The organism is Acinetobacter sp. HA (assembly GCF_000264725.1).
GTDB lineage: Bacteria > Pseudomonadota > Gammaproteobacteria > Pseudomonadales > Moraxellaceae > Acinetobacter > Acinetobacter schindleri.
This window is the reverse complement of the sequence record NZ_AJXD01000017.1, coordinates 172,024-196,008: the sequence shown is the minus strand read 5'-3', so window position 1 is coordinate 196,008 and position 23,985 is coordinate 172,024. Positions and strand designations below refer to the sequence as shown.

Sequence of the window (23,985 nt, the reverse complement as noted above, 5' to 3'; positions counted from 1 at the left end):
ATTATTATGACATTATTTCAATGAGTTATCTATTTTTGTCGTGTACAGAGAAAGTTTGTAGAATTGTTCACGCTGATTCTCGTCTAGCTGACGGGTAAAATCATAGACTGCTTTACGCTGTGCCAGACTATATTCCCCTAGATGGATTTCTTTATGGAAAATAGCTGCATCTAATTTTTTCCGGTGCAGTTGCGCCAATGCCATTACTTGGCCAGCTGTCGGGGGAATATCAAAATCAATTCCATCTAATGTGCGCGACATGTTATTCTCCTTGTTGTTAGCTTAATAGTTACTTCTTATAGTAATAAAAAATATATTTGATGATAGTTTAATCATGTAAACTACATAACAAAAATAAAATTCGATGAAATAATTGACTTTTCACCCATTCTGTAATATTAGTTTAACATTACTCAGTTATATTTGTAGTTAGACTAAAAAGTCTATCCGTAATCATAATTAAAATTAAGGAGTTTTTATATGATTCAACAATTCTCTCCACATGAACTTGAACATCTGTATGCTGAAGCTGTGAATACAATCCAGTCACAAATGAATTTTTCAGATGCTGTCAAACAACTTGAAGATGCTGCACGTGCAGGCCATGGTAAAGCGGCGCTTTTTTTAGCTGAACTTTATTATCAAGGTTTCCGTGTCGAGCGCGACTCAATGAAAGCCCAATACTGGCAAAACATGGCCACCATGCAAGCCTAAAAAAACGTCACCCCGGTGGCGTTTTTTTTATAGTTACAATATTACTTATACATGATGAAGCATTAACATAACGATTTCTTGCAAAGCTGAAACAGTAATTTCATATAGTTTTCTTACAATGACAGCGTTGTTCTACGATAGCTTGATCATAATGAAAATGCCAAATATTAAAGATATCCAACCACTGCCTAAGGACCTTGCGGTCAAAATCACCATCCTGAAATCGATGATGTACTGCGGGGTACTTTGGGGACTGTTTCATGAAGGCTGGGGCATGATGCGCGATCAGGATGAAACCCTGTTCCCGTTCTGGCTTAATTCATCTCATGCGGCAAATTATGCCAAAAAGAACTGGCCAAATTATACTCCGCGCAAAATCACACCTGAGGATTTTGAGCGGGCACTGTTACCCACCTTGCATCGTCTGAATGTCACTCCTGTTCTGGTACGTGGCAGTGGCAAACAGATTAAGCTGACAATTGGACAGGTGCGTCATTTCTTTTTTTCAGGACAAGGGCTGCACTTCGCTGCATAACATGTTATTTATAGAGTCAGCACAGCAATTATCTGAAGATAAACAGCTTAAACTTCAGGATAAATAATAACAGCTAAGGACTTAATAATGACGAATGTAGCGCAAGTACTCAAAGACAAGCCCTCTCAAGAAATCTATACCATTCATCCAGAAGCAACGGTTCTTGAAGCCATTACTTTAATGGCAGATAAAGACATCGGTGCGATTGTAGTGGTCGAAGAAGATAAAGTGGTCGGAATTCTTTCCGAGCGTGATTACACTCGAAAGATTGTGCTGATGGAACGTACTTCCTTTGATACGACTGTCAGCCAGATCATGACTTCTAATGTAATCACGGTAGATTGCCACACTTCTGTGCCGGACTGTCTCAGCTTAATGACCAATAAACATTTGCGTCATTTACCAGTGGTAGAAGCAGGAAAACTGGTGGGATTGGCTTCAATTGGTGACTTGGTTAAAGCGGCCATGAATGATCAACAAATTTTGATTGATCAACTGCAACAATATATTTCGGGTTAAATATTAATTCAAAAAGCCATTTTGTAATGACATTAGATTGACAAAGAGATGATAGAAATAAAAAACCGCTCATATTGAGCGGTTTTTTATTTACAGCTATAGCTAGATTAGTTGAGACCTAACTTTTCAGCCACATAGTCAGAGTCTTTATCACCACGACCTGATAGATTCACAACAATTTTCACATCTTTTGGCAATTTACCTGCTTCACGAATCGCCCAAGCCACCGCATGTGAACTTTCCAACGCAGGCACAATACCTTCTACACGTGATAAAGTCATAAAGGCATCCAGACATTCCTGATCTGTTGCCGTCGTATATTCCACACGACCCAAATCTTTAAGCAGACTATGCTGCGGACCGACACCTGGATAATCCAGACCAGATGCAATTGAATGCACTGGTAAAGGTTCACCCTGCTCATCTTCTAATACATAACATGCCATACCATGAATCTGGCTGGGCTTACCTAAAGTCAGCGTTGCAGAGTGTTTGTCAGTATCCAGACCATGACCTGCCGGCTCTACACCCACCAGTTTTACTTCTGGTTCATTTAAAAACGCAGTAAATGCGCCCACCGCATTGGAACCGCCCCCTACACAAGCTACGACATAATCCGGGTTTGCACCAAAACGATCATTACTTTGTACCTTGATTTCATCACCAATAATCGACTGAAAATCACGTACCATCATTGGAAATGGATGCGGTCCGACCACCGAACCGATGGCATAGATATAATTTTTGGGATCTTTTAAATATTCCTCAAAAGCACTATCTACCGCATCTTTCAAGGTAGCTGTACCACGAGTGACTGAAATCAGTTTGGCACCGAGAATTTTCATTTTCACCACGTTCGGGTGTTCTTTCTCGATATCCACCTGCCCCATATGAATTTCACATGGAATACCAACCAATGCACACGCCGTTGCCAAAGCAACACCATGTTGTCCGGCACCTGTTTCAGCAATCACTTTGGTTTTACCCATGTATTTTGCTAACAATGCTTCACCCAGACAGTGATTGATTTTGTGCGCACCTGTATGGTTTAGATCTTCACGTTTTAGGTAGATCTGCGCCCCACCGAGTTGATCAGATAGACGTTTGGCATGAAATAATGGACTCGGACGACCAACATAGTTTGCAAACAGGTCTTTTAATTCATTCTGAAACTCAGCAGTTTGACGAATTTCCTGGTAAGCAACATTAATATCATCCATTGCCTGTTTTAGATCTGGCGGAATAAACTGACCGCCGTAGTTCCCAAAAAAACCCTCTTCATTTGGCAATGCAATACCATTAATTTGATGATCCATAGCGATCCTTAACAATCTGAACTAAATTTATAAAAACTACTTTATATTAAAATGTTTTGTTTTAAAGGACTAATAACTATAAATAAAGTCATCAATAGATAAATGGAATCAGCGCGCCAGATATTTGGTCATATCTTCAATGCCTTTTAGGGTCATTGGATACATATGCTTTTCAAAGATCTGCTGAATCAATCCGATGGTCTGCGTATAGTGCCAGTAACGCTCTTCTTCCGGATTTAACCAGGCTGTTTTTTCAAAATGCTGACGCAGACGCTGCAACCAGACCTGTCCTGCTTCATCATTCATATATTCCACCGAGCCTCCCACTGAATGCAGCTCATATGGCGCCATACTGGCATCACCAACCACGATTACCCGATAATCGCGACCATAAGTGTTCAGCAGATCCCAGGTATTCATACGGGTGCTGGAACGGCGAAAATTATCTTTCCAGACATAGTCATACAAACAGTTATGGAAATAAAAATATTCCAAAGTCTTGAACTCGGTTTTGGCAGCACTAAACAGTTTCTCACACTGGGCAATGTGTGCATCCATGGAGCCGCCAACATCAAATAGCATAAGCACTTTGATGCGATTACGGCGTTCCGGCACCAATTGCACATCCAGAATGCCCTGCTTGGCTGTTTCACGAATGGTACTGTCAATATCCAGTTCTTCAGCAGCACCCTGACGGGCAAATTTACGCAGGCGACGCAGTGCCAACTGCATCTGACGGCTACCCAAAATTTGGTCATCATCCAGATTACGGTATTGACGCTGTTCCCAGACTTTGACTGCTGAACGCTTACGCCCCGGCCCGCCAATACGCACACCTTCAGGATGATCGCCATATGCACCAAAAGGTGAAGTGCCGCCAGTGCCAATCATTTTATTGCCGCCCTGATGTTTTTTATGCTGTTCACGCAAGCGCTCTTCCAGCATTTTCATCAATTCTTCTAGTGAACCGGCTTTTTTCAGCTCTTCACGCTGTTCTGGTGTCAGATGCTTTTCCAATAGTTCCAGATCAAACCAGTCTTTGGGCAGCTTATGCACCTGATTCAGCAATTCATCCAGATCGAAAGTGGCGATCCCATCAAAATAGTCTTTCATGGCACGATCGAACTTATCGAAATAGCGCTCGTCTTTGACCATGACGGTTTTGGCCAGCTGATAGAACTCGTCCTGATCGGCAAAAACAATACCTTCAGCAACTGCCTGATTCAGGTCAATCAGCTCACGGGTAGATACCGGTACACCGTATTTGCGCAAGGTATAAAACAGTCGCACGAACATGCGTGTTTCTCCCTTAACGGCGTGACATGAATGCTAGGCGTTCAAGCAGCTGGACATCCTGCTCGTTTTTGATCAGCGCACCATACAGCGGTGGAATGGCTTTAGATTTATCGGCATTACGCAATACATCTTCTGGCATATCATCTGCCATTAACAGACTTAACCAGTCAATTAATTCAGAAGTTGAAGGTGGTTTTTTCAGGCCCGGAACCTGACGTAATTTAAAGAATACTTGCAATGCCTCATTTACCAAGGTTGCTGAAATATTCTCGAAATGCACATCAATGATGTCACGCATGGTCGCTTCATCAGGAAATTCGATGTAATGGAAGAAACAGCGACGCAGGAAAGCATCCGGCAATTCCTTTTCATTATTTGAGGTAATGATGACAATTGGACGCTGTTTTGCAGTAATAGTTTCGCCTGTTTCATACACAAAGAACGACATCTTATCGAGCTCATGTAACAGGTCATTTGGGAATTCAATATCTGCCTTGTCGATTTCATCAATCAGCAATACACAGCGCTCTTCACTGCTAAATGCTTCCCACAGTTTTCCTGGCTTGATGTAGTTTTTGATGTCATAGACACGGTCATCACCCAATTGGCTGTCACGCAGACGCGATACTGCATCATATTCGTAAAGGCCTTGCTGGGCTTTGGTGGTGGACTTGATGTGCCAGGTGATGAGTTTCATTCCCAGGCTTTCAGCCACCTGTTCTGCCAACAGGGTTTTACCTGTGCCCGGCTCACCTTTGACCAGCAGCGGTTTTTGTAAACTGCGTGCGGCTTTGACAGCCAATTTTAAACTATCAGTTGCAATATACTGACTTGTACCAGAAAACTGTTGATGATCCACAGACATGATTTAACCTTATTTTTTTATTTACAGTGGTGAAGTTTTTTTGTTTACAGCAATCTTTGCTTTATTTGTTACATAGCTTGACCAGCAATAGCCGATCAGTGAAGCAATACCAATCACAAACAGAATGAGTGAGGCATTGATCCAGACCAGTTCTTGTTCCTTGGTCAATACACCAAATATCAGTCCGAAAATCGCCGGGGCTAATGAGGCATTCGGACCTTCGGATACTGTCGGCGTTAGCAGGATGGCAAACACTAAAATCCAGAGAAAGCCACCTGCCGGTTTTGGCAGGCGCTTAGTCACGCCATACCAGCACAACAGTGCAATTATACTGCCTATCAGGTATACCGCGATGGCAATCGATTCTTCAGGAATTGAATCTAATACAGTTACATAACCATTCATTTCACAACTCCTGAATAAATATTAAGCACCACGAAGACCTTCTGGTTCTACAGCATTCGGGTTAATCAAACCTTCAGGCGGCATTTGCAGGAAGAAACCACGGGTTTCAATCGAGTCGATCACGTGCAGCACATTAGCACGTGCCAGCTTGCGGGTTTCGCTCAGTTCAAGATGCATGACAAAAGTCGCACGACCAAATGCTACGCGGACAGCTTCGCCCAGTACGTGAAGTGGATCGAAAGTTTCAGCTTCATTTTCTTCAGCTGGACGAGCCACATAAAGGTACATTTCATCCTTTTTGCTCGATTTGTAGATAGACACTTGCATGATTTTGATTTAGACAACAATTTAGAAAAATCAGTAGCAAGGATACCTTAAAACGTCACCTGAGGCATTAGCCATAATTAACGCATCAGTCGTGATTTTGTATAATTGCTCTTTCTTTAATCAGTTTTGTAGTTAAGTTTCTATCCAGGCTTTAGTCGACAACTTTCATCTGTCTAGAAAGATAGGATTCATCCTGACGTAGCAGCTCAACCAGTGGCTTGGTCAGATGATCATAACGCCAGCCAAGTAAAAATTCCGGCAAATCCTGTTCATCATTGTGGAAAACAACATGCTGGTACAACGCATTCATCCATTTTTTGCGCATCAGGACTTCTTTCGGGATAGAAGTTTCATCTACAACATTTTGAATGATGGCATCAACTTTTGTACCGACTTCACTTGAAGAATGACGGATTGGACGTGCCAGACGTAATGGCCACTCGGATTGATCTGGCAAGAATTTCAGCAGGTCCAGAATCATCTTGCCATGATCACGAATAATATTGGCACGCAGATCTTTCACAGTGCTGAGCTGGAACATATTCTTAGGGTTCTTTTCCACCAGATTAATCATGGTAGAGTTTTTCATGATGAAACTGCGCGGAATATTCAGTGCCTTGGCAATCTGCTCACGCCATACTGCAAGCTGCTGTAGCTGCATCAGCTGACGGCGTGAATGACGATAATTACCAACATCCTGATATAACAAGGCTGTTGGTGTTTCCTCACCAATTTCCCGGGTCATGAAGCGGCAATCTTCCAGTGCCAAGTCTAACAGGTGCTTTTGTTTCAACTCCTGCTTGATCTGATCACCCAAGTGCACCAGATAATGCACATCATTGGCTGCATACAACAATTGTTCATGACTTAAAGGACGTGCCAACCAGTTTGAACGGGTTTGATCTTTTTCAATTTCTACATCCAGCATCTGCTTCAAGGCATTCTGATAGCTGACCTGCAAACCATGCCCCAGAAACGCCATCCCTACTTGGGTATCAAAAACATTACTTAGAGATTTTTGCTGGGTATAGTGATAGATCAGATCAATGTCTTCTCCACAGGCATGGAAAATGTTCTGTTGTGCTGCAAAGAGACGCTTGAAGAACTCGGTCAGATCCAGCGTTGTGCCGTCGAGCAGATAGACATTGCCACAGACATTAATCTGGAACACACCAAGTTTCGGCCATAAAGTATCGACCTTAATGAACTCTGTATCCAAAGCATAAACCGAGCTTTGATCCATTTGTGCGAGTACTTGATCGAGTCCAGCTTGATCTTGAATAAATTGAAACATAAATGACTGAATCAGCGTAATGTGGATGTCCGAATATAGTTATCTTAACTGATATTTATAATATTTATGATAAAAAAATAAACATTTAGCTATAAAATTTCGAAATAACAATATCGATAAATTAAATGAATATTCTCGTATTTTTTCTAACTTGTTCTTCTTTTTAGTAAAACGCATGCAGAGAAACAGGTTTATTTCATCCGCATGCGGTTATGTACAGCCTGACTTAAGGTATGGCTGTCTACATATTCCAGTTCACCACCTTGTGGTACACCTTGGGCAATCCGGGTAATCTGAATCGGTAAATGCTTGCTGGCTTCCATGAGGTAGTGCGCAGTCGCCTGTCCTTCTACAGTTGCATTCGTAGCCAGAATCACTTCACGAATCTGACCTCTATTTAAACGCTCGAGTAGATATGGAATCCCAATTTCTTCAGGCCCAATTCCATCTAGTGGTGACAAATGTCCACCCAATACATGGTATTTACCACGAAAACTACCACTCTGCTCAATAGCCATCACATCCGCTGGTGATTCCACCACACAAAGCAGCTCATCATCACGTTCAGTTGAGGTGCAGATATTACAGACTTCATCTTCAGTGAGTGAATGACAGATTGAACATTCATGAATATGGTTGGTTGCTTCAGTCAATGCATGTGCCAGACCAATCGCACCTTCACGGTTTTTCATGATCAGATGCAATGCCATACGCTGGGCCGATTTGGGCCCAACGCTTGGCAAGATGCGTAATGCTTGAACCAGTTGATCAAAACGATCACTAAACATTGCGCAAATTTCCTTAGAACAGGCCAGCCAGACCTGGAGGTAAGCCCATGCCCTGGTTTGCAGACTTCATACGTTCTTCTGAAATTGCTTCAGCTTGGCGTGCCGCATCATTCATTGCAGCCGCGATTAGGTCTTCGATCATATCTGGATCATCCTGTAGAAGCTCTGGATCAATCTGAATGCGTTTTACCACATTACGAGCAGTCATCGTTACTTTTACCAGACCACCGCCCGCTTCAGCATGAACCTCTACCAGTGCAAGCTCTTCTTTGGCTTTTTTCAGGTTGGTTTCTACTTCCTTTTGCATGCGCTGAGCTTGCTGCATCAACATGTTAATGTTCATAAAAATCTCCGAACATAAATTTATAAAAATTAGATTAGATCTAAACCGCGTGTAATGTCACGGATAATATCATCAATATCTTCCAAACCAACAGAAACACGAATTAAACCTTCACGAATACCTGCGGCTTCTTTTGCTTCAGGTGAAAGTTTGCCATGCGTTGTCGTTGCCGGGTGAGTAATCGTTGATTTCGCATCACCCAAATTACCCGTGATGGAAATAAACTGAGTATTGTCGATGACTTTCCAGGCACCTTCACGACCACCTTTCACTTCAAATGATACGATACCACCGAAGCCGGTTTGCTGCTTTGCCGCCAGTTCATGACCTACATGCTCAGGCAGACCTGCGTAGTACACTTTTTCTACTTTTGGATGTGCATTTAAGTATTCAGCGAGTTTCTGTGCACTTGCGGAGTGTTCACGCATACGCAGACGTAAGGTTTCCAGACCCTTTAGGAACACCCAGGCATTGAACGGACTCATAGATGGGCCTGTGGTACGCACATAACCGAAAATTTCTTCAAGCAATTTGTGATTACCGACAACTGCACCACCCAATGCACGACCTTGCCCATCCAGGTACTTCGTAGCTGAATATACAACGAGGTCAGCACCAAATTTGATTGGTTGTTGTAATACAGGTGTACAGAAGCTGTTATCAATTGCCAGTAATGCATCATGAGCATGTGCAAGATCTGAAAGCGCCTGAATATCAGCCACTTCAGCCAGTGGGTTTGACGGAGATTCTACAAAGAATAGTTTCGTTTCGGGCTTGATTGCATTTTTCCAGGCATCGACATCGGTCAAGTCCACAAAATCAACTGCCACACCGAACTTGCCTACATACTTTTCAAACAGAGAAACCGTAGAACCAAATACTGCACGTGAACAGATCACATGGTCACCTGCTTTCAGGAAGGCCATTGCCACTGCCATAATCGCAGCCATACCCGAACTGGTCGCTACGGCGCGCTCAGCACCTTCAAGCGCAGCCAGACGTTTTTCAAACATTGCGACCGTAGGATTGGTAAAGCGTGAGTAAATATTGCCAGGTTCCTGACCTGAGAATTTTGCTGCCGCTTCGGCCGCATTTTCATAGACGAAAGAAGATGTCAGGAAGATCGGTTCTCCGTGCTCACCCTCAAAGCTACGTGTATGACCTGTACGGATGGCTAAAGTATCTAATTGATAATCGTCTTGTTGGCTCATCGCTCTAATTCAGCCCTGGCGGACTGCCTGTTGTAAAAAATTGCCAACATTTTGAGCGCCTATGCTATTTCAGGTCAAGGCATAATAAGCAATTATTGCCTAGACTTCGATCACTCCCTACCGCACACGGACAATTTATCTTTATGATTCAGTTAAAACAAAATCTGCAACGTCAACAGAAAAAACTCAAGCACCTGCGTGCGCGGTTTTTCAACAGCTCCTCACTGGTGCTGTCTCAAAAAAACCCGTTTGAGTACATCAAGGAAACTGAATTATATAAAGTCCGGCATTATCCAGCACCTGAAAGAAAGTTTAAGGAACCTTTGGTATTTGTTGCGCCGCTGGCGATTAACATGGGTATTTATGATCTGTATCCCTACCGTTCATTAGTAAAGCATTTCCAGCATAGCGGTTTTGAAGTATACCTGGTGGAATGGAACCGTTTCAGCTTCAAACACAAAGAGCTGAATTTTCTGTCCTTTATCGATCAATCCATTCCAGATGCCATAGAGCATATTTGCGAACATGCAGACAGTCCCTATATTTCCCTGCATGGCTGGAGTATGGCAGGTGTCTTTGTCACCCTATATACTGCGCTACACTCTCCAGAGCATGTGAAAAACCTGATGGTAATGGGCAGTCCAATTGACAGCTATGCCTCTGGCCGCATCGGTAAACTGTTTGAAACCACCAATAAACTGATTTCACAAAATCCAGCCCTGCGAAATACCGTACATAAGGGATTAATCCCCAAACACTATATTCATACGCCAGGTATTTTGAATGCCTTAGGCTTTAAACTGCTGGATCCTGTGGGTTGGTTTAAAAGTCAGAAACAGTTTTTGCTGAATCTGGAAAAACCCGACTATGTCTATGAACACGCCACCATGGGTCATTTCCTGAATAAAATGATCGATTACCCGGGTGGAGTCAATCAGGATATGGTGCTGCACCTGTGGTTACAGAATCCTCTTAAAGATGGTTCGATTAATCTGCATGGCAATAAGATTGATTTAAAAAATATTTCCTGCTCACTCATGGTCGGTGCTGGTTTGACGGATCAGATTGTTACCCGAGAAGCTGCAGAACCACTCACCCAGCTGACCAGCAGCAAAGATATTACTTTTACCATGATTCCAGGTGGGCACCTTGGTTTAATGTCAAATCAAAAGACAGCCAACACTTTTTGGCCTAAACTAACCACCTGGCTTGAGCAGCGTTCTACTCGACTAGCGCAATAATTCGAGAGATGCCCTCAAGCTTATAATTTTTAATTAAAAGATTTTGAGGGTTATCATGATTCAATCAGTTGCATTTCTTGGCTTGGGTGCTATGGGCTATCGCATGGCTGCGCATTTACCAAAGCATTTTGATACGGTCTATGTCTGGAACCGTACTGCTACCAAGGCAGAGCAGCATGCAACTGAATATGGTACACAGGCAGCAAGTCTGGAACAGGCCATCCAGGCAGATATAATCTTCTCTTGCTTACCCACCAGTGCTGATGTTGAAGCTTTAGTCCAAGGTCTGGAATTAAAAGCAGGCAGTATCTGGGTCGACTGCACCAGTGGTGTACCTGATGCAGCTCGTCGTCTGGAAGAAACTTTAGCAGATCAAGGCGTGATTTTTCTGGATGCACCCGTCAGCGGTCAGACGATCGGTGCTGAAAATGGCACTTTAACTGTTATGATTGGTGGTAGTGCAGCAGGTTTTGAACAAGCCCTTCCCGCGATTCAGGCTTTCGGCAAGCTGATCAAGCATGTTGGTGAATCTGGCGCGGGCTTTGCAGTGAAAGCAGTCAATAATATGTTAATGGCTGTAAACCTGTGTGCAGTTGCAGAAGGCTTTATGACGCTGAAAGCGCATGGTGTAAGTTTGAATGAAGCACTGGAATGTATTAATGCATCAAGCGGTAAAAGTAACGTAACTGAGACCGTGATGCCGCAGCGTATTATGAACCGCAGTTTCCCGCTTACCTTTGCATTACCGTTACTTGCCAAAGATACAGGGATTGCGGTAGATCTGGTTCGTGATGCCAAGCTGTCTGCACCATTGCTATCGCTTACCCAGAACCTGATTCAGGCAGCTAACCTTCAGGCAGAAGAAAATAGTGACTTTTCTGCTGCAATAAAAATGTATGAATCATGGAGTAAAATTACTATTGAGTAATATATCGCCATTGAATCGTGAGAACAAAACCCAATATTGTGTTTAGGTATAGACACATGATTCAACACCAGAGGAAACCCGCATGAAAAAATTGACTGTTGCGACAGTGATGAGTTTTGCAGCATTGCTAGGGGCTTCAACTTCAGTTTTAGCTTCTGAACAAGAATGCAAAAAACTGAAAAATGATCATGATGTGATTTATGCTTCCAAGGGCTTCTGTTTTAAAGATCCAGATGCCAAAGCAAAGTATGGTAATGACAATTGCTACACAACCAAGCCAAAATTTTCAGAAAAAGAGCAACAACGTCTTGACGCGATCAAAGATCGTCAGAAAGAATTGAACTGTAAATAATTTAATTCAATGACGCTCAAGGAATGCCCTCATGACTTACGATGATCAAAATATCTTTGCACGAATTCTGCGCGGTGAACTGCCTGCAATCAAGGTGTATGAAGACGACCAGGTTCTTGCATTTATGGACATCATGCCTCAGGCAGACGGTCATACTTTGGTCATTCCTAAATCGCCTGCGGTGACGCTACTTGATCTGGATCCTGAAGTGGCTGCATATACCATTCAGATCGTACAAAAGGTTGCCAAAGCCATCGAAAAAGGCCTAGGTGTAGAGGGTATCGTGCTGATGCAATTATCAGGTACCGCAGCGGGTCAGACCGTACCCCATGTACATTTCCATCTGGTTCCTACCTCTTTGCACAATCTGGGCAAACATGCCTTGGTCATGGGTGATCAGGAGAAAATCAAGGCGCTAGCTGAGAAAATCAAAGCAGCGTTATAATGCTAGATTAAACCGATATAGAAATGGAGCTTTGGCTCCATTTTTTTTATCACCCAAAAATGAAAAATATTAATCTTGATGAAAGCCGATAAACAAAACAATTTAATATATTGATAAATAATAAATTTCTTAAAATAAAACATATACTATTCATATTTTTACATAACGAAACATTTAATATATTTGAAATATTTCCTTAATCTTATTGTCTTATTTGTAATCGATACTTAGCACCAATACAGGACGGTAGCAAAATTTAACAAAGCTACCACAACATCCTTGTTAGGACCAAAACAAGTCTTATTGGAGCTACACATGAAAAAAACTCTTTGCGCATTGGCAGTTGGGGCAACAATTTTAACACCAGTAATGGCAGCTGCTGCTGACGTTAAAGTATATGGTCGTGCACACGTTTCTCTGGATTATCTGGATGACGGCAAGGACTATAATGAGGTGGCTTTATCCTCAAACTCATCACGCTTAGGCTTTAAAGTCGATCACAAGATTAATGAAGATCTGACTGCATTCGCTCAGATCGAACAGCAAATCAACTTTTCTAGCGGATCGGATGATAGTGAGGATTCTATAAACTTCTCTACCCGAGATACTTATGTCGGAGTCAAAGGTAACTTTGGTCAAGTTAAAGTGGGCCGTTTTGACAGCCCATTTAAAGCGGCACGTGGTCCGGCAAACTTCTTTGGTGACCAGGTCGGCGACTTGCGTAATATCACTCGTGCTTACAATCACCGCTTCGATGAACGTAACCCGAATACGATTGAGTATAAAACACCAAAATTTGGTGGTGGTTTCACTGCAACAGCAGCTTTATCTTTACATGATGGCACGATGATCAGCAATGATACGACTGAGGATAGTAATGAAAAATCTCAAGCGTATGACCTAGGTTTAAATTATAACGCGGGTAACTGGGATGTCGCGGCTGCTTATGAACATTATGCAGAAGATGTGAGCCGCGGTGAACGAGATGGTATCCGTTTAGCAGCAGCTTATAAATTAACGCCTGAACTGAATGTGGGCGCACTTTACCAGTTTACTGCACTGGATGATGGCAGTGGCACCAATGCGGATGCTAATGTTTTCGGTGTAGGCGCGGAATATAAACTAACAGATAAAAATACATTACGCGGTCACGTTTTCCACCGTGATATTGATACAGCTGATGCTAACTCAACCCTACTTGCATTGGGCTTAGAGCATCGCCTAGATAAACAGTTCCGTGTTTATGGCAACCTGGCAGCCATGCTGAATGATGACGCTGCTAACCTGACACCTTGGTCACAAGCACGTAGTAATAAAGCAGGTTCATCCCAAGGTGTAAATGCAGCAGGTGAAACTGCAATGGGCTTGTCTGTAGGTATGCGTTACGACTTCTAAGCTCTACTCTCCTCCAAAAGCTTAAAAAGAACATGCTGCATGTATGTTCTTTTTTTTGCCTGCTTTTTCTCAATAATAAGAATCCACCTCACCTTTAGATTCCACGAAATACCCTTCTCGTTTTAATCCCTAAAATTTTAATCTATTCTCATTTTCAATAAAAATATAATAAACCAAGTAAAATAATCAAGATTTAAAATATTATTTTTTTCTTAATCCAACCATTTTAATAGGATATTAATTTTTAAATATAAGTAAAAAAGTCGGATTTAAAAATAATTATGTTTACACAAAATAATCACAAATATTTTGATTATTCTTTAAAAAACTATAATTTTAATTATTTAATATTCAAATAGTTATAAATATATGTTTATTTAAACTGTTTAGTCTATTTATTTTTTATCATATTAGATTAATAATAAATTAACACGTTATAAAGACAGGCTTATTTACATGAGCTTAGTTCCAGAAAATCTAAATCAAAAAGTTGTAAGAGAGATCACTTTGATTTTAATCATCAAGGTCATTCTACTACTGACAATCAAACATATTTGGTTTGATGCGCCTACGATTCCCAAAAATTTTGACTCTCAAGTTGCCGAGCGTATTGCCGGCAGTCCTTCCCAAATCAAGGAGACACGTTGATGATTGCTGAAAGCGTGGTCGATCTTTCGCGGTTCCAGTTTGCTATGACTGCGATGTATCATTTTATTTTCGTTCCGTTGACCTTAGGCCTGGCCTTTATCCTGGCCATTATGGAAACCACTTATGTGATTTCCGGTAAGGAAATTTATCGGGACATGACCAAATTCTGGGGGAAACTCTTCGGGATTAACTTTGCACTCGGGGTAACTACCGGTCTGACCATGGAATTCCAGTTTGGTACCAACTGGGCCTACTATTCGCACTATGTAGGTGACATCTTTGGTGCACCACTAGCGATTGAAGGCTTAATGGCTTTCTTCCTGGAATCTACTTTCATTGGCCTGTTCTTCTTTGGATGGGATCGTCTGTCTAAGGTTCAGCATCTCTGTGTAACCTGGTTAGTGGCACTCGGCTCCAACATGTCTGCATTGTGGATTCTGGTTGCCAATGGCTGGATGCAAAACCCGGTGGGTTCTAAATTCAACTATGAAACCATGCGTATGGAACTGGTTGATTTTGGTGCACTGATCTTTAACCCGGTCGCTCAAGTAAAATTTGTTCACACTGTTTCTGCAGGTTATGTAACAGGTGCGATTTTCGTTCTGGCAATCTCAAGCTTCTATCTGCTAAAAAAACGTGACTTGCCTTTTGCCCGCCGTTCTTTCGCTATTGCTGCAGTTTTTGGTCTGGCCTCTACACTTTCAGTGATTTTACTAGGTGATGAATCTGGCTACGAAATTGGTGATGTACAAAAGACTAAACTGGCTGCGATTGAAGCAGAATGGGAAACAGAACCAGCCCCAGCTGCATTCACTTTGTTTGGTTTCCCAAATCAGGAAACCATGCGTACAGATTATGCAGTCAAAATTCCTTATGTCATGGGGATCATTGCAACCCGTTCAATAGATACTCCAGTGATAGGGATCAAGGACCTGCTGGTTGAACATGAAGGTCGTATCCGCAACGGTATGCTGGCATACGAACAGCTTGAAAAATTACGTGCAGGCGATCAATCTCCTGAAGTAAAAGCAGCATTTGAAAATACCCAAAAAGATCTTGGTTATGGTCTGCTTCTGAAAAAATACACTCCAAATGTCGTCGATGCTTCTGACGAACACATCAAAGCTGCTGCCAAAGACACTATTCCACATGTACCAAGTCTGTTCTGGGCATTCCGTGCCATGGTAGGTTCTGGCTTCCTGATGTTGCTGCTGTTCGTATTAGCGACTTTTGCTGTAGCGAAACGCAATGCTGAAAACAAACCTTGGTTATTAAAATTTGCCCTGTTTGCTTTACCACTGCCTTGGATTGCTGCACAAACTGGCTGGTATGTGGCTGAAGTAGGTCGTCAACCCTGGACCATTGGTGAAGTATTACCTACCCACCTGTCTGCATCTACTTTAAGCACAGGCGATGTTATGGGTTCAATCCTGGCACTGGCAGCGTTCTACACAGTATTACTGATCATTGAAATGTACCTGATGATCAAGTTCGCTCGCCTGGGACCAAGCTCATTACATACTGGCAAATACCATTTCGAAAAACCTAATTCTCAAGTAACTGCCGAGCAAGAAGACGCAGCTGCAGCTCTTCCAGAAGGTGCAACTGGCGAGGTGAAATCATGATTGAATATGAACTGCTCAAAATTATCTGGTGGGTATTGGTTGGCGTTTTGCTGATTGGCTTTGCACTGACTGATGGCTTCGATATGGGCTCAATGGCGATCATGCCATTTGTAGGTAAAAATGATCAGGAACGTCGTGCGGCAATCAATACAATTGCCCCACACTGGGATGGTAACCAAGTCTGGTTCATCACTGCAGGTGGTGCCCTGTTTGCAGCATGGCCAATGGTCTATGCTACTGCTTTCTCTGGCATGTACTGGGCGCTACTCTTAGTACTATTTGCATTGTTCCTGCGACCTGTCGGCTTTGACTACCGCTCCAAGTTGGAAAATACCAAATGGCGTAATTCCTGGGACTGGGGCCTAGCTGTTGGCGGTGCGGTTCCTGCATTAGTCTTCGGTGTCGCTTTCGGCAACATGTTCCTGGGCGTACCATTCACTCTAGATGAAACTGTTCGTTCAACTTATTCCGGCAGTTTCTTCGCTCTTCTGAATCCGTTTGCTTTAGTGTGCGGTATTGTAAGCTTGTCTATGTTGTGCGCACACGGTGGCGCTTGGTTAATGCTGCGTACTGATGGTGCATTACGTGAACGTTCTGCTCAAGCAACCAAAATTATGGGACTGGTTTATCTGGTGACTTTCCTTGCTGCTGGCGCATGGTTATATTTCGGCGGTATTCAAGGTTATACACTGGTGACTCCATATGACACCAATGGTGTTGCAAATCCACTGGCTAAAGAAGTACTGATCAATAGCAACCCTGGCTGGATGAATAACTATACAACTTATCCAATTACCATGATTGCGCCAATTATGGGTATCCTTGGCGGTATTATTGTCGTGCTGGCTGCATCTAAAGCCAAAGCAGGCCTGAGCTTCCTAGGTTCATCTATGGCGGTGATCGGTGCAATCCTGACTGCCGGTTTTGCCCTGTTCCCATTCTTAATGCCATCTAGCATTAACCCTGTTGCCAGCTTGACCATGTGGGATGCAGTATCCAGTAAAAATACCTTGACGGTAATGACTGTCGCTGCATGTATCTTTGTTCCAATTATCCTGCTTTACACCACTTGGTGTTACTACAAGATGTGGGGCGTAATCACCAACAAACACATTCAAGAGAATTCACACAGCCTGTACTAAGACTGTGTCCTAAGGAGACGAAATTATGTGGTATTTTGCATGGATTCTAGGGGTACTTATGGCGTGTTTTGCCAGTGTGATTGCTGCAATTTACATGGAACAGCACCAAGACCTGGATGAGGAATAAATCATGACTGAAGCTGCGCTAGAGAAACCCGTTATAGACAAGAAACCCAACAAATTTGCGATGGTGATTTCCTGCCTGCTGGCATTTCCACTCGCAGCGGTGTTACTGGTACATCCAGCTGCGATGCTGGATGACAATGGTGCATATAGTCATCGAGCCATGATGTTTATTATGATTGGTATTTCTGGAGGCTTTGTTCATGGTGTAGGCTTTATGCCACGCCACTGGTTCTGGAAATGGCTCTTTAGTCCATTTTTAGCATGGCCTTTAATGATCTGGGGCTATTACACCTGGTTCATCGCCTGAGCATTCAAACAAAATTTAAGCTCTTTTCGGAGAGCTTAAATTTGATAAATACAAGATCTTTACTCTCATATTTTTAAAAAGAACAATGATATTTTTATCAATTTTGGCCTAAACTATCTTCTAAATTTATCCTGAACAAGAGTAATGAACTCAAACAAAGCGACATTGATTGGTCTTACGGCAGTTTTCTTATGGAGTCTCATTGTTGCTCTCATCAAAGAAGTCAGTCATTACTTTGGACCGATCGGGGGAGCTGCGTTAATCTATTCATGCGCCTCGATTATTCTATTGTTCTCATTTGGCTGGACACATCTGAAAGAATTCCCCCTTAAATATCTGATTTGGGGAAGCCTGCTTTTTGTGGCTTATGAAATTTGTCTTGCCCTGTCTATAGGTTATTCAAGCAATAACAGACAAGCCATAGAAATCGGAATGGTGAATTATCTGTGGCCGACAGCCACGATTCTATTTTCAATTATTTTTAACAGGCAAAAAGCCAATTTTCTTATCTTTCCCGGGATATGTTTATCTGTGGCAGGGATCTGTCTGGTGCTTGGTGGTGAAGCTGGATTTAGCTTTAAAACAATGCTGTCCAATATACAGGCCAATCCACTGAGTTATGGACTGGCTTTAACCGGTGTCTTTCTATGGGCTGCCTATTGTACCCTGACTGCTCGTGCTGCCAATGGTAAAAATGGTATTACCTTATTCTTTATTTGGGTGTCGATTGTACTATGGACCCAATGGATTTTCTCTGCTGAGCCTATACCGAATTTCGAATTGAATTCCAGCATTTATCTGGTATTAGCTGCTTTTGCAATGGGCATTGGCTATGGGGCATGGAATATCGGAATTATGCATGGAAATGTGACTGTATTGGCAACAGCTTCATACTTTATCCCGGTTTTTTCTTCTGTGGTTTCAGCATTGATTTTGAGCACACAATTAACCTTCAGCTTCTGGAAAGGTGCATTGATGGTGTGTTTTGGTTCACTGCTTTGCTGGATGGCGACTAAAGCAAAATCATAGAACCGAAAAAACCAACCAATGCAAAGCCTAACTTTTAATCAAATAAAAATGCCATTTTTAAAGCGTCTTTAGAGCCTTTGTGAACCGTATAGGTAGAATTCACCCCCTACCGTTTTAGGCACCCCATTTCATAAGTAGTACCCAAATCAATGAAGGACTGATTAAAGCTTGTATCCAATAAATGAACAAATTGCAGTTCATCCTTGGCTTCAGCCAGATGCAGATTTTGTTCGGAAAAGTGCTTAAGCTGTTTTAGACCTTTAGAATATTCACATGTTTTAGCAATCATAATTGCTGGATGCTCGCGACGATCCACCGACACATTGAGTGCAGCCTGTTTCAATTCTAATGCATCATAATGCTGCTTAACTTGAGATTTAAATTCCGCTGAACTCAATGGCTTTGCCCATATAGTTGCTGACAATCCTACAAGTCCAATCACCAACATTAACTTCTTCATCTTGTCCCCAATATGCAAATATAGTTATTTATCTAAGTTATTGAATATTTATAACATAAAATCTCAAGTAATAAAAAAGCCAGAATAAATCTGGCTTTTTCTTTTCTTCTATTATTTAGCGATGGGTATGGATTGACATCACAATACCCATACCGGCGAGCAAAGAAATCACAGCGGTTCCGCCATAACTCATCAGTGGTAATGGGTCGCCTGTCACTGGAAGGATACCACTCACCATGCCTGAGTTCAGGAATACGAAAAAGAAAAAGGTTAGACCTGTAGCACCCGCATATAGACGGCCAAAGTTATGAAAGCTGTTCATTCCGATCATCAAGCAACGAATAATAATAGCGGTAAACAGACTAAATAATAAAAATACACCGATAAAGCCAAATTCTTCGGCATAAGTCGACATAATAAAATCAGTATGATGCTCTGGCAGATAACCCAGATGTGACTGTGTCCCTTGCGAATAACCTTTGCCAGTCATTCCTCCAGAACCAATGGCGATTTTAGACTGGATAATATTCCAGCCTGCACCGAGTGCATCTGATTCAGGATCAAATAGCGTCAAGACACGTTTTTTCTGATATTCCTGTAACAGGAACATCCACATTAATGGTGCGACCACAGCTAATGCTGCCATTGCACCACCAATCAAGCGCCAGGACATACCACTCAGAAATAAAACAAAGATCCCCGGAATCACCAGACCGATATTCAAGTCAGGCTGCAATGCCACAAGCACAAAAGGAATACCCAACAAAATTAAGGCACCGATGATATGCATAAACTTGGGTGGAAATGGCTTACGCGCGAAGTACCAGGCCATCATCAGTGGCATGGCAAATTTCATCACTTCACTCGGCTGCATACTTCCCACGCCCGGCAAAGTAATCCAGCGTGTTGCTCCAAGTCGCCTTTCCCCAATCACAAAGACCAGCAATAGCATAAAAATCCCGAAGGCATAAAAATACGGGCTTGCGGCTTGATACACTTTTGGCGGAACCTGCGCACAGATAAACATCACCACAAAACCGACACCGAAACTGATTGCCTGACGGATTACCATGCCAGAATTTTCAGAGGTTGCACTATAAACCACCATCAACCCCAAGGCAGCATTCAGTAACAGGAAACATAGCAACCACGGGTCCAGATGTAGCTTGGTCCATCTTGAGGAATCGTGTTTTATACTCAATCCATCACGTGCGGATTGTCGTAAAAAACGATACTGCTGTGAAGGTATCATTGTGACAAAAGGTTCAAAACTAACAATGGCGAAATTATAAGTGAAAGCAGCGGAGAATTGATCGCCAGTGCTCTATTTATTATGTATTTCTTCAAATAAATTTAGGCTTGTGCTGCCAGAATCAGACGAGCCATTTCCAGGTCATCCGGATAGGTAATTTTGAGATTATCAGATCGCCCCTGTACCACACGTACGGTTTCACCTACATGCTCAAGTGCACTGGCTTCATCGGTAATATTGGCACCATCTTGTAATGCCTGTTCAATAGCATGTTTTAACCGGCCCAGTTTGGCCATTTGTGGTGTTTGAGCCTGCCAGAGAGTCGAACGGTCTACTGTAGTTTCGATATCCTGACCTTGTACGACGCGCTTTAAGGTATCGCGGACTGGAATTGCCAAAATGGCAGCTTGATCAGTTTCAGTCGCCGTATTGACCAAATCAATCAATGCATTTTGACTGACACATGGACGTGCCGCATCATGTACCAATACCCAATCTTCTTCTGAAGTGATTTCAGTTAGGTAAGCTAAGGCATTGAGGACAGAATTGACCCGCTCTGTACCGCCGGCACAAAAATGGGCTTTATCCTGATTGGAAAATGGCAAGGTTATAGCAACATCATCCTGACTACCGATCGCCAGCACATAACCGGTCAACGGAAGTTGATTCAGACGTGCAACCGTATGTTCAAGAACAGTACGCTCCTGAATCATTTGATATTGCTTTAGTTCTGTTTTAGAGAATCTGCTACCCGAACCTGCAGCTGGAATGATAGCCCATAATTTATGGTGTGCTTGAATTTTCAGCTGACTCATTGGTACGCAGGTCTACTTTAGAATTTTGATCGAGATAAATCGGTTTATATTGGGTACTGATGGTACTCATCTGCACAAAAGTCTCATGCGGCTTAATTAAACCCAGATCCAGACGTGCATGTTCTTCAATGGCTTGATCACCATTTTTCAGATCATAAACTTCAGCTGCCAGCACACGGTTGCGCTCTTTCAGCTCTTCATTCAGTTCTACTTGTTGTTGTATTTTCTGTGTCAGTGCCTGATGGTCTTGATAGCCACCCTCACCAAACCAGTATAAATATTGAAACCCTGCGATCATAAGGATCGCAAGGCCCAACAGTACTTTACTCATCAAAGAGTCGAATACATTTAACATCAACGATAATCGCTTAGTTCAAACCTTTGAATTCAGCTTTACCGCGATATGCAGCATTAGTCAATTCTTCGATACGAAGTAATTGATTATATTTCGCTACACGGTCAGAACGGCAAAGTGAACCAGTCTTGATTTGACCTGCTGCTGTACCTACTGCAAGATCCGCAATAGTTGAATCTTCAGTTTCACCTGAACGGTGAGAAATTACAGTAGAGTAACCGTTTGCTTTTGCAAGGTAGATTGCATCTAAAGTTTCAGTCAAAGTACCGATCTGGTTGTACTTGATTAGAATAGAGTTACCTACTTTCTCATTGATACCACGTTGCAGAATCTTAGGATTCGTAACGAACAGGTCATCACCAACCAGCTGGATCTTGTCACCCAGAATCGAAGTCAGGTAAGACCAGCCTTCCCAGTCAGATTCATCTAGACCATCTTCAATCGAGATAATCGGGTACTGATTTACCAGACCTGCAAGGTAGTCAGAGAATTGGTTGCTTGTGAATGCTTTATTGCCTTCACCTGCAAGAATGTACTGACCATCTTTGTAGAATTCTGAAGACGCACAGTCAAGCGCAAGCATGATGTCAGAACCCGCTTTGTAGCCAGTTTTTTCAATTGCTTCAAGAATAACAGTGATCGCTTCTTCGTTTGAACGTAAGTTCGGAGCAAAACCACCCTCATCACCAACAGCAGTATTTAAACCCTGTTTTTTAAGTACTGATTTAAGTGAATGGAAGATTTCAGCGCCAGCGCGAAGTGCTTCAGAGAATGAAGTGAAACCTACAGGCTCAATCATGAACTCTTGAATGTCAACGTTGTTGTCCGCATGTGAACCACCATTCAGGATGTTCATCATTGGAACAGGCATTGTCAGAATGCTGTTGTTACGAAGGTCTGCGATGTATTGGAAAAGTGGGATTTTCTTTTCTTCAGCCGCAGCACGTGCAGCAGCAAGAGAAACTGCCAGAGTTGCGTTTGCACCTAGTTTTTCTTTGTTTTCAGTACCATCTAAAGCGATCATCGTGTTATCGATGTCTTTTTGTTCAAATACTGATTTACCAACCAAAGCTTCACGGATCAAAGTGTTTACGTTGTTAACCGCAGTTTTAACACCTTTACCCAGGTAACGTGCCTTGTCGCCATCACGAAGTTCTAAAGCTTCACGAGAACCAGTTGAAGCACCAGATGGTGCACATGCACGGCCAACTACGCCAGATGCTAAGATAACGTCTGCTTCGATGGTTGGATTACCACGAGAGTCCAAAATTTCACGTGCACGAATGTCAACGATTTGACTCATGAACTATTCCTCAGTTGATTAATAAAAATGATGCGTCAAAAAAGACGCATCAATGTGTATTGAATTAATGTGTATCTAGCTTTGCGAAACCTTTGACCAAGGTATCTAATTCTTTCAGCTGCGCCAGGAAAGGCTCAAGCTGTGACAGGCGCAATGCGCAAGGACCATCACACTTGGCTTTTTCCGGATCCGGATGTGCTTCCAGGAACAGGCCTGCAAGACCTGTTGCCATACCCGCGCGCGCCAGTGTCGTGATCTGGGCACGACGACCACCAGCAGAGTCAGCACGACCGCCCGGAGTTTGCAGTGCATGGGTAACATCAAAGAACACCGGTACATTCATTTCCTTCATGATGTCGAAGCCCAGCATGTCTACAACCAGATTGTTATAGCCAAATGCTGAACCACGTTCACAAAGAATCAGTTTGTCATTCCCGGCTTCCAGACACTTGTGCAGAATGTGGCGCATTTCATATGGAGCAAGGAACTGGGCTTTCTTGATGTTGATAATAGCATCAGTTTTTGCCATTGCTTCAACCAGATCAGTCTGACGACTTAAGAAAGCTGGCAACTGAATAATGTCGGCAACCTCTGCCACAGGAGCCGCTTGATACGGCTCATGTACATCGGTAATGATCGGCACATTAAAGTGTTTTTTAATGTCCGCTAACCACTCGAGACCTTTTTCCAGACCTGGGCCACGGAAAGAGTTCAAACTTGAACGGTTGGCTTTATCAAAACTTGCCTTGAATACGTATGGGATTCCCAAACGTGTGCAGATATCGACATAAGTCTCCGCGATTTCAAAAGCCAGGTCTTTAGATTCAAGTACATTCATTCCGCCGAATAATACAAATGGCAAATGATTTGCCATTTGTATATCGCCCAAACGTACAATTTCTTGTGGTTTTAATTGCGACATTTAAACTTCCCTAGTTGTGTCCTACAC

At 42.6% G+C, this 23,985-nt stretch carries 29 protein-coding genes and 1 pseudogene; 14 read left to right on the top strand and 16 right to left on the bottom strand.

What is annotated here, in order from left to right; all coding sequences use genetic code 11:
* Positions 1–51: 51 nt before the first annotated feature.
* Positions 52–261: pseudogene (locus HADU_RS05360) on the bottom strand (hypothetical protein); the annotation flags it as partial.
* Positions 262–480: 219 nt separating this feature from the next.
* Between HADU_RS05360 and HADU_RS05355 the strand changes: the two are divergent.
* The 3 genes from HADU_RS05355 to HADU_RS05345 all read left to right on the top strand — a co-directional run bounded on the left by HADU_RS05355 (position 481) and on the right by HADU_RS05345 (position 1,768).
* A complete protein-coding gene (locus tag HADU_RS05355) occupies positions 481–714 on the top strand; it encodes a hypothetical protein (protein ID WP_004815850.1) in 234 nt (77 codons plus the stop codon).
* A gap of 151 nt (positions 715–865) precedes the next feature.
* Entirely contained in the window at positions 866–1,249 is a 384-nt protein-coding gene (locus tag HADU_RS05350; protein WP_008304198.1) for a DUF2750 domain-containing protein, read from the top strand.
* Positions 1,250–1,336: 87 nt separating this feature from the next.
* Entirely contained in the window at positions 1,337–1,768 is a 432-nt protein-coding gene (locus HADU_RS05345; protein WP_004815846.1) for a CBS domain-containing protein, read from the top strand.
* 107 nt (positions 1,769–1,875) lie between these two features.
* Here HADU_RS05345 and trpB read toward each other — a convergent pair whose 3' ends face one another.
* The 9 genes from trpB to HADU_RS05300 all read right to left on the bottom strand — a co-directional run bounded on the left by trpB (position 1,876) and on the right by HADU_RS05300 (position 9,613).
* Entirely contained in the window at positions 1,876–3,084 is a 1,209-nt protein-coding gene (gene trpB / locus HADU_RS05340) for a tryptophan synthase subunit beta (protein WP_008304195.1), read from the bottom strand.
* Positions 3,085–3,192: 108 nt separating this feature from the next.
* Complete coding sequence (locus HADU_RS05335) at positions 3,193–4,380, bottom strand: vWA domain-containing protein (RefSeq protein ID WP_008304194.1); 1,188 nt, start codon at positions 4,378–4,380, stop codon at positions 3,193–3,195.
* 13 nt (positions 4,381–4,393) lie between these two features.
* Positions 4,394–5,245: an AAA family ATPase gene (locus HADU_RS05330; protein WP_004815840.1), complete on the bottom strand. Its 852-nt coding sequence runs from the start codon at positions 5,243–5,245 to the stop codon at positions 4,394–4,396.
* Between the two features lie 21 nt (positions 5,246–5,266).
* Positions 5,267–5,650: a hypothetical protein gene (locus tag HADU_RS05325; RefSeq protein WP_004815838.1), complete on the bottom strand. Its 384-nt coding sequence runs from the start codon at positions 5,648–5,650 to the stop codon at positions 5,267–5,269.
* 21 nt (positions 5,651–5,671) lie between these two features.
* Positions 5,672–5,977: a YcgL domain-containing protein gene (locus tag HADU_RS05320; protein ID WP_026056700.1), complete on the bottom strand. Its 306-nt coding sequence runs from the start codon at positions 5,975–5,977 to the stop codon at positions 5,672–5,674.
* Between the two features lie 151 nt (positions 5,978–6,128).
* Positions 6,129–7,271, bottom strand: coding sequence for a ribonuclease D (locus HADU_RS05315; protein WP_008304190.1), 1,143 nt, complete (start codon positions 7,269–7,271; stop codon positions 6,129–6,131).
* A 191-nt stretch (positions 7,272–7,462) separates the two neighbouring features.
* Positions 7,463–8,059, bottom strand: a complete 597-nt coding sequence (gene recR, locus HADU_RS05310; RefSeq protein ID WP_004815833.1) for a recombination mediator RecR — start codon at positions 8,057–8,059, stop codon at positions 7,463–7,465.
* Positions 8,060–8,072: 13 nt separating this feature from the next.
* On the bottom strand, positions 8,073–8,402 hold the full coding sequence (locus HADU_RS05305; protein WP_004815831.1) for a YbaB/EbfC family nucleoid-associated protein: 330 nt from the start codon (positions 8,400–8,402) through the stop codon (positions 8,073–8,075).
* Between the two features lie 29 nt (positions 8,403–8,431).
* Complete coding sequence (locus HADU_RS05300; protein WP_004815829.1) at positions 8,432–9,613, bottom strand: O-succinylhomoserine sulfhydrylase; 1,182 nt, start codon at positions 9,611–9,613, stop codon at positions 8,432–8,434.
* Positions 9,614–9,756: 143 nt separating this feature from the next.
* On the opposite strand from HADU_RS05300, the gene HADU_RS05295 reads away from it, so the two are divergent.
* From HADU_RS05295 to yddG, 11 genes are all read left to right on the top strand, one after another.
* A complete protein-coding gene (locus HADU_RS05295; protein WP_004815826.1) occupies positions 9,757–10,854 on the top strand; it encodes an alpha/beta fold hydrolase in 1,098 nt (365 codons plus the stop codon).
* Between the two features lie 55 nt (positions 10,855–10,909).
* Entirely contained in the window at positions 10,910–11,782 is an 873-nt protein-coding gene (locus HADU_RS05290; protein ID WP_004815825.1) for an NAD(P)-dependent oxidoreductase, read from the top strand.
* A gap of 109 nt (positions 11,783–11,891) precedes the next feature.
* Entirely contained in the window at positions 11,892–12,134 is a 243-nt protein-coding gene (locus HADU_RS05285) for a YARHG domain-containing protein (protein WP_372510725.1), read from the top strand.
* Between the two features lie 31 nt (positions 12,135–12,165).
* Positions 12,166–12,579, top strand: a complete 414-nt coding sequence (locus HADU_RS05280) for an HIT family protein (protein ID WP_004815822.1) — start codon at positions 12,166–12,168, stop codon at positions 12,577–12,579.
* 315 nt (positions 12,580–12,894) lie between these two features.
* Complete coding sequence (locus HADU_RS05275) at positions 12,895–13,974, top strand: porin (RefSeq protein WP_004815820.1); 1,080 nt, start codon at positions 12,895–12,897, stop codon at positions 13,972–13,974.
* Between the two features lie 456 nt (positions 13,975–14,430).
* Positions 14,431–14,622 (top strand): cytochrome oxidase putative small subunit CydP, encoded by a 192-nt coding sequence (gene cydP, locus HADU_RS05270; RefSeq protein ID WP_004893080.1) that lies wholly within the window; start codon positions 14,431–14,433, stop codon positions 14,620–14,622.
* On the top strand, positions 14,622–16,247 hold the full coding sequence (locus tag HADU_RS05265; RefSeq protein ID WP_004815816.1) for a cytochrome ubiquinol oxidase subunit I: 1,626 nt from the start codon (positions 14,622–14,624) through the stop codon (positions 16,245–16,247). The genes cydP and HADU_RS05265 overlap by 1 nt, the downstream gene beginning before the upstream one ends.
* On the top strand, positions 16,244–17,389 hold the full coding sequence (cydB, locus tag HADU_RS05260) for a cytochrome d ubiquinol oxidase subunit II (protein WP_004815815.1): 1,146 nt from the start codon (positions 16,244–16,246) through the stop codon (positions 17,387–17,389). Before HADU_RS05265 ends, cydB begins: the two co-directional genes overlap by 4 nt.
* Positions 17,390–17,414: 25 nt before the next feature.
* Positions 17,415–17,516 (top strand): cytochrome bd-I oxidase subunit CydX, encoded by a 102-nt coding sequence (gene cydX / locus HADU_RS15210; protein ID WP_004278713.1) that lies wholly within the window; start codon positions 17,415–17,417, stop codon positions 17,514–17,516.
* Between the two features lie 3 nt (positions 17,517–17,519).
* Positions 17,520–17,822 (top strand): cyd operon YbgE family protein, encoded by a 303-nt coding sequence (locus tag HADU_RS05250; protein ID WP_004815813.1) that lies wholly within the window; start codon positions 17,520–17,522, stop codon positions 17,820–17,822.
* Between the two features lie 144 nt (positions 17,823–17,966).
* On the top strand, positions 17,967–18,851 hold the full coding sequence (gene yddG / locus HADU_RS05245; RefSeq protein ID WP_004815812.1) for an aromatic amino acid DMT transporter YddG: 885 nt from the start codon (positions 17,967–17,969) through the stop codon (positions 18,849–18,851).
* Between the two features lie 106 nt (positions 18,852–18,957).
* Here yddG and HADU_RS05240 read toward each other — a convergent pair whose 3' ends face one another.
* The 6 genes from HADU_RS05240 to kdsA all read right to left on the bottom strand — a co-directional run bounded on the left by HADU_RS05240 (position 18,958) and on the right by kdsA (position 23,958).
* Entirely contained in the window at positions 18,958–19,311 is a 354-nt protein-coding gene (locus HADU_RS05240) for a hypothetical protein (RefSeq protein WP_004815809.1), read from the bottom strand.
* A 115-nt stretch (positions 19,312–19,426) separates the two neighbouring features.
* Positions 19,427–20,563 carry a rod shape-determining protein RodA gene (gene rodA / locus HADU_RS05235; protein ID WP_004893075.1) on the bottom strand — a complete coding sequence of 379 codons (1,137 nt, stop codon included), beginning with the start codon at positions 20,561–20,563 and terminating at the stop codon, positions 19,427–19,429.
* Positions 20,564–20,664: 101 nt separating this feature from the next.
* Positions 20,665–21,378, bottom strand: a complete 714-nt coding sequence (gene ispD, locus HADU_RS05230) for a 2-C-methyl-D-erythritol 4-phosphate cytidylyltransferase (protein ID WP_005222367.1) — start codon at positions 21,376–21,378, stop codon at positions 20,665–20,667.
* Positions 21,347–21,733: a septum formation initiator family protein gene (locus HADU_RS05225; RefSeq protein WP_005222368.1), complete on the bottom strand. Its 387-nt coding sequence runs from the start codon at positions 21,731–21,733 to the stop codon at positions 21,347–21,349. Before HADU_RS05225 ends, ispD begins: the two co-directional genes overlap by 32 nt.
* 13 nt (positions 21,734–21,746) lie before the next feature.
* Positions 21,747–23,036: a phosphopyruvate hydratase gene (gene eno, locus HADU_RS05220; protein ID WP_004893069.1), complete on the bottom strand. Its 1,290-nt coding sequence runs from the start codon at positions 23,034–23,036 to the stop codon at positions 21,747–21,749.
* Between the two features lie 64 nt (positions 23,037–23,100).
* Positions 23,101–23,958, bottom strand: a complete 858-nt coding sequence (gene kdsA / locus HADU_RS05215) for a 3-deoxy-8-phosphooctulonate synthase (RefSeq protein WP_004815798.1) — start codon at positions 23,956–23,958, stop codon at positions 23,101–23,103.
* Positions 23,959–23,985 lie beyond the last annotated feature (27 nt).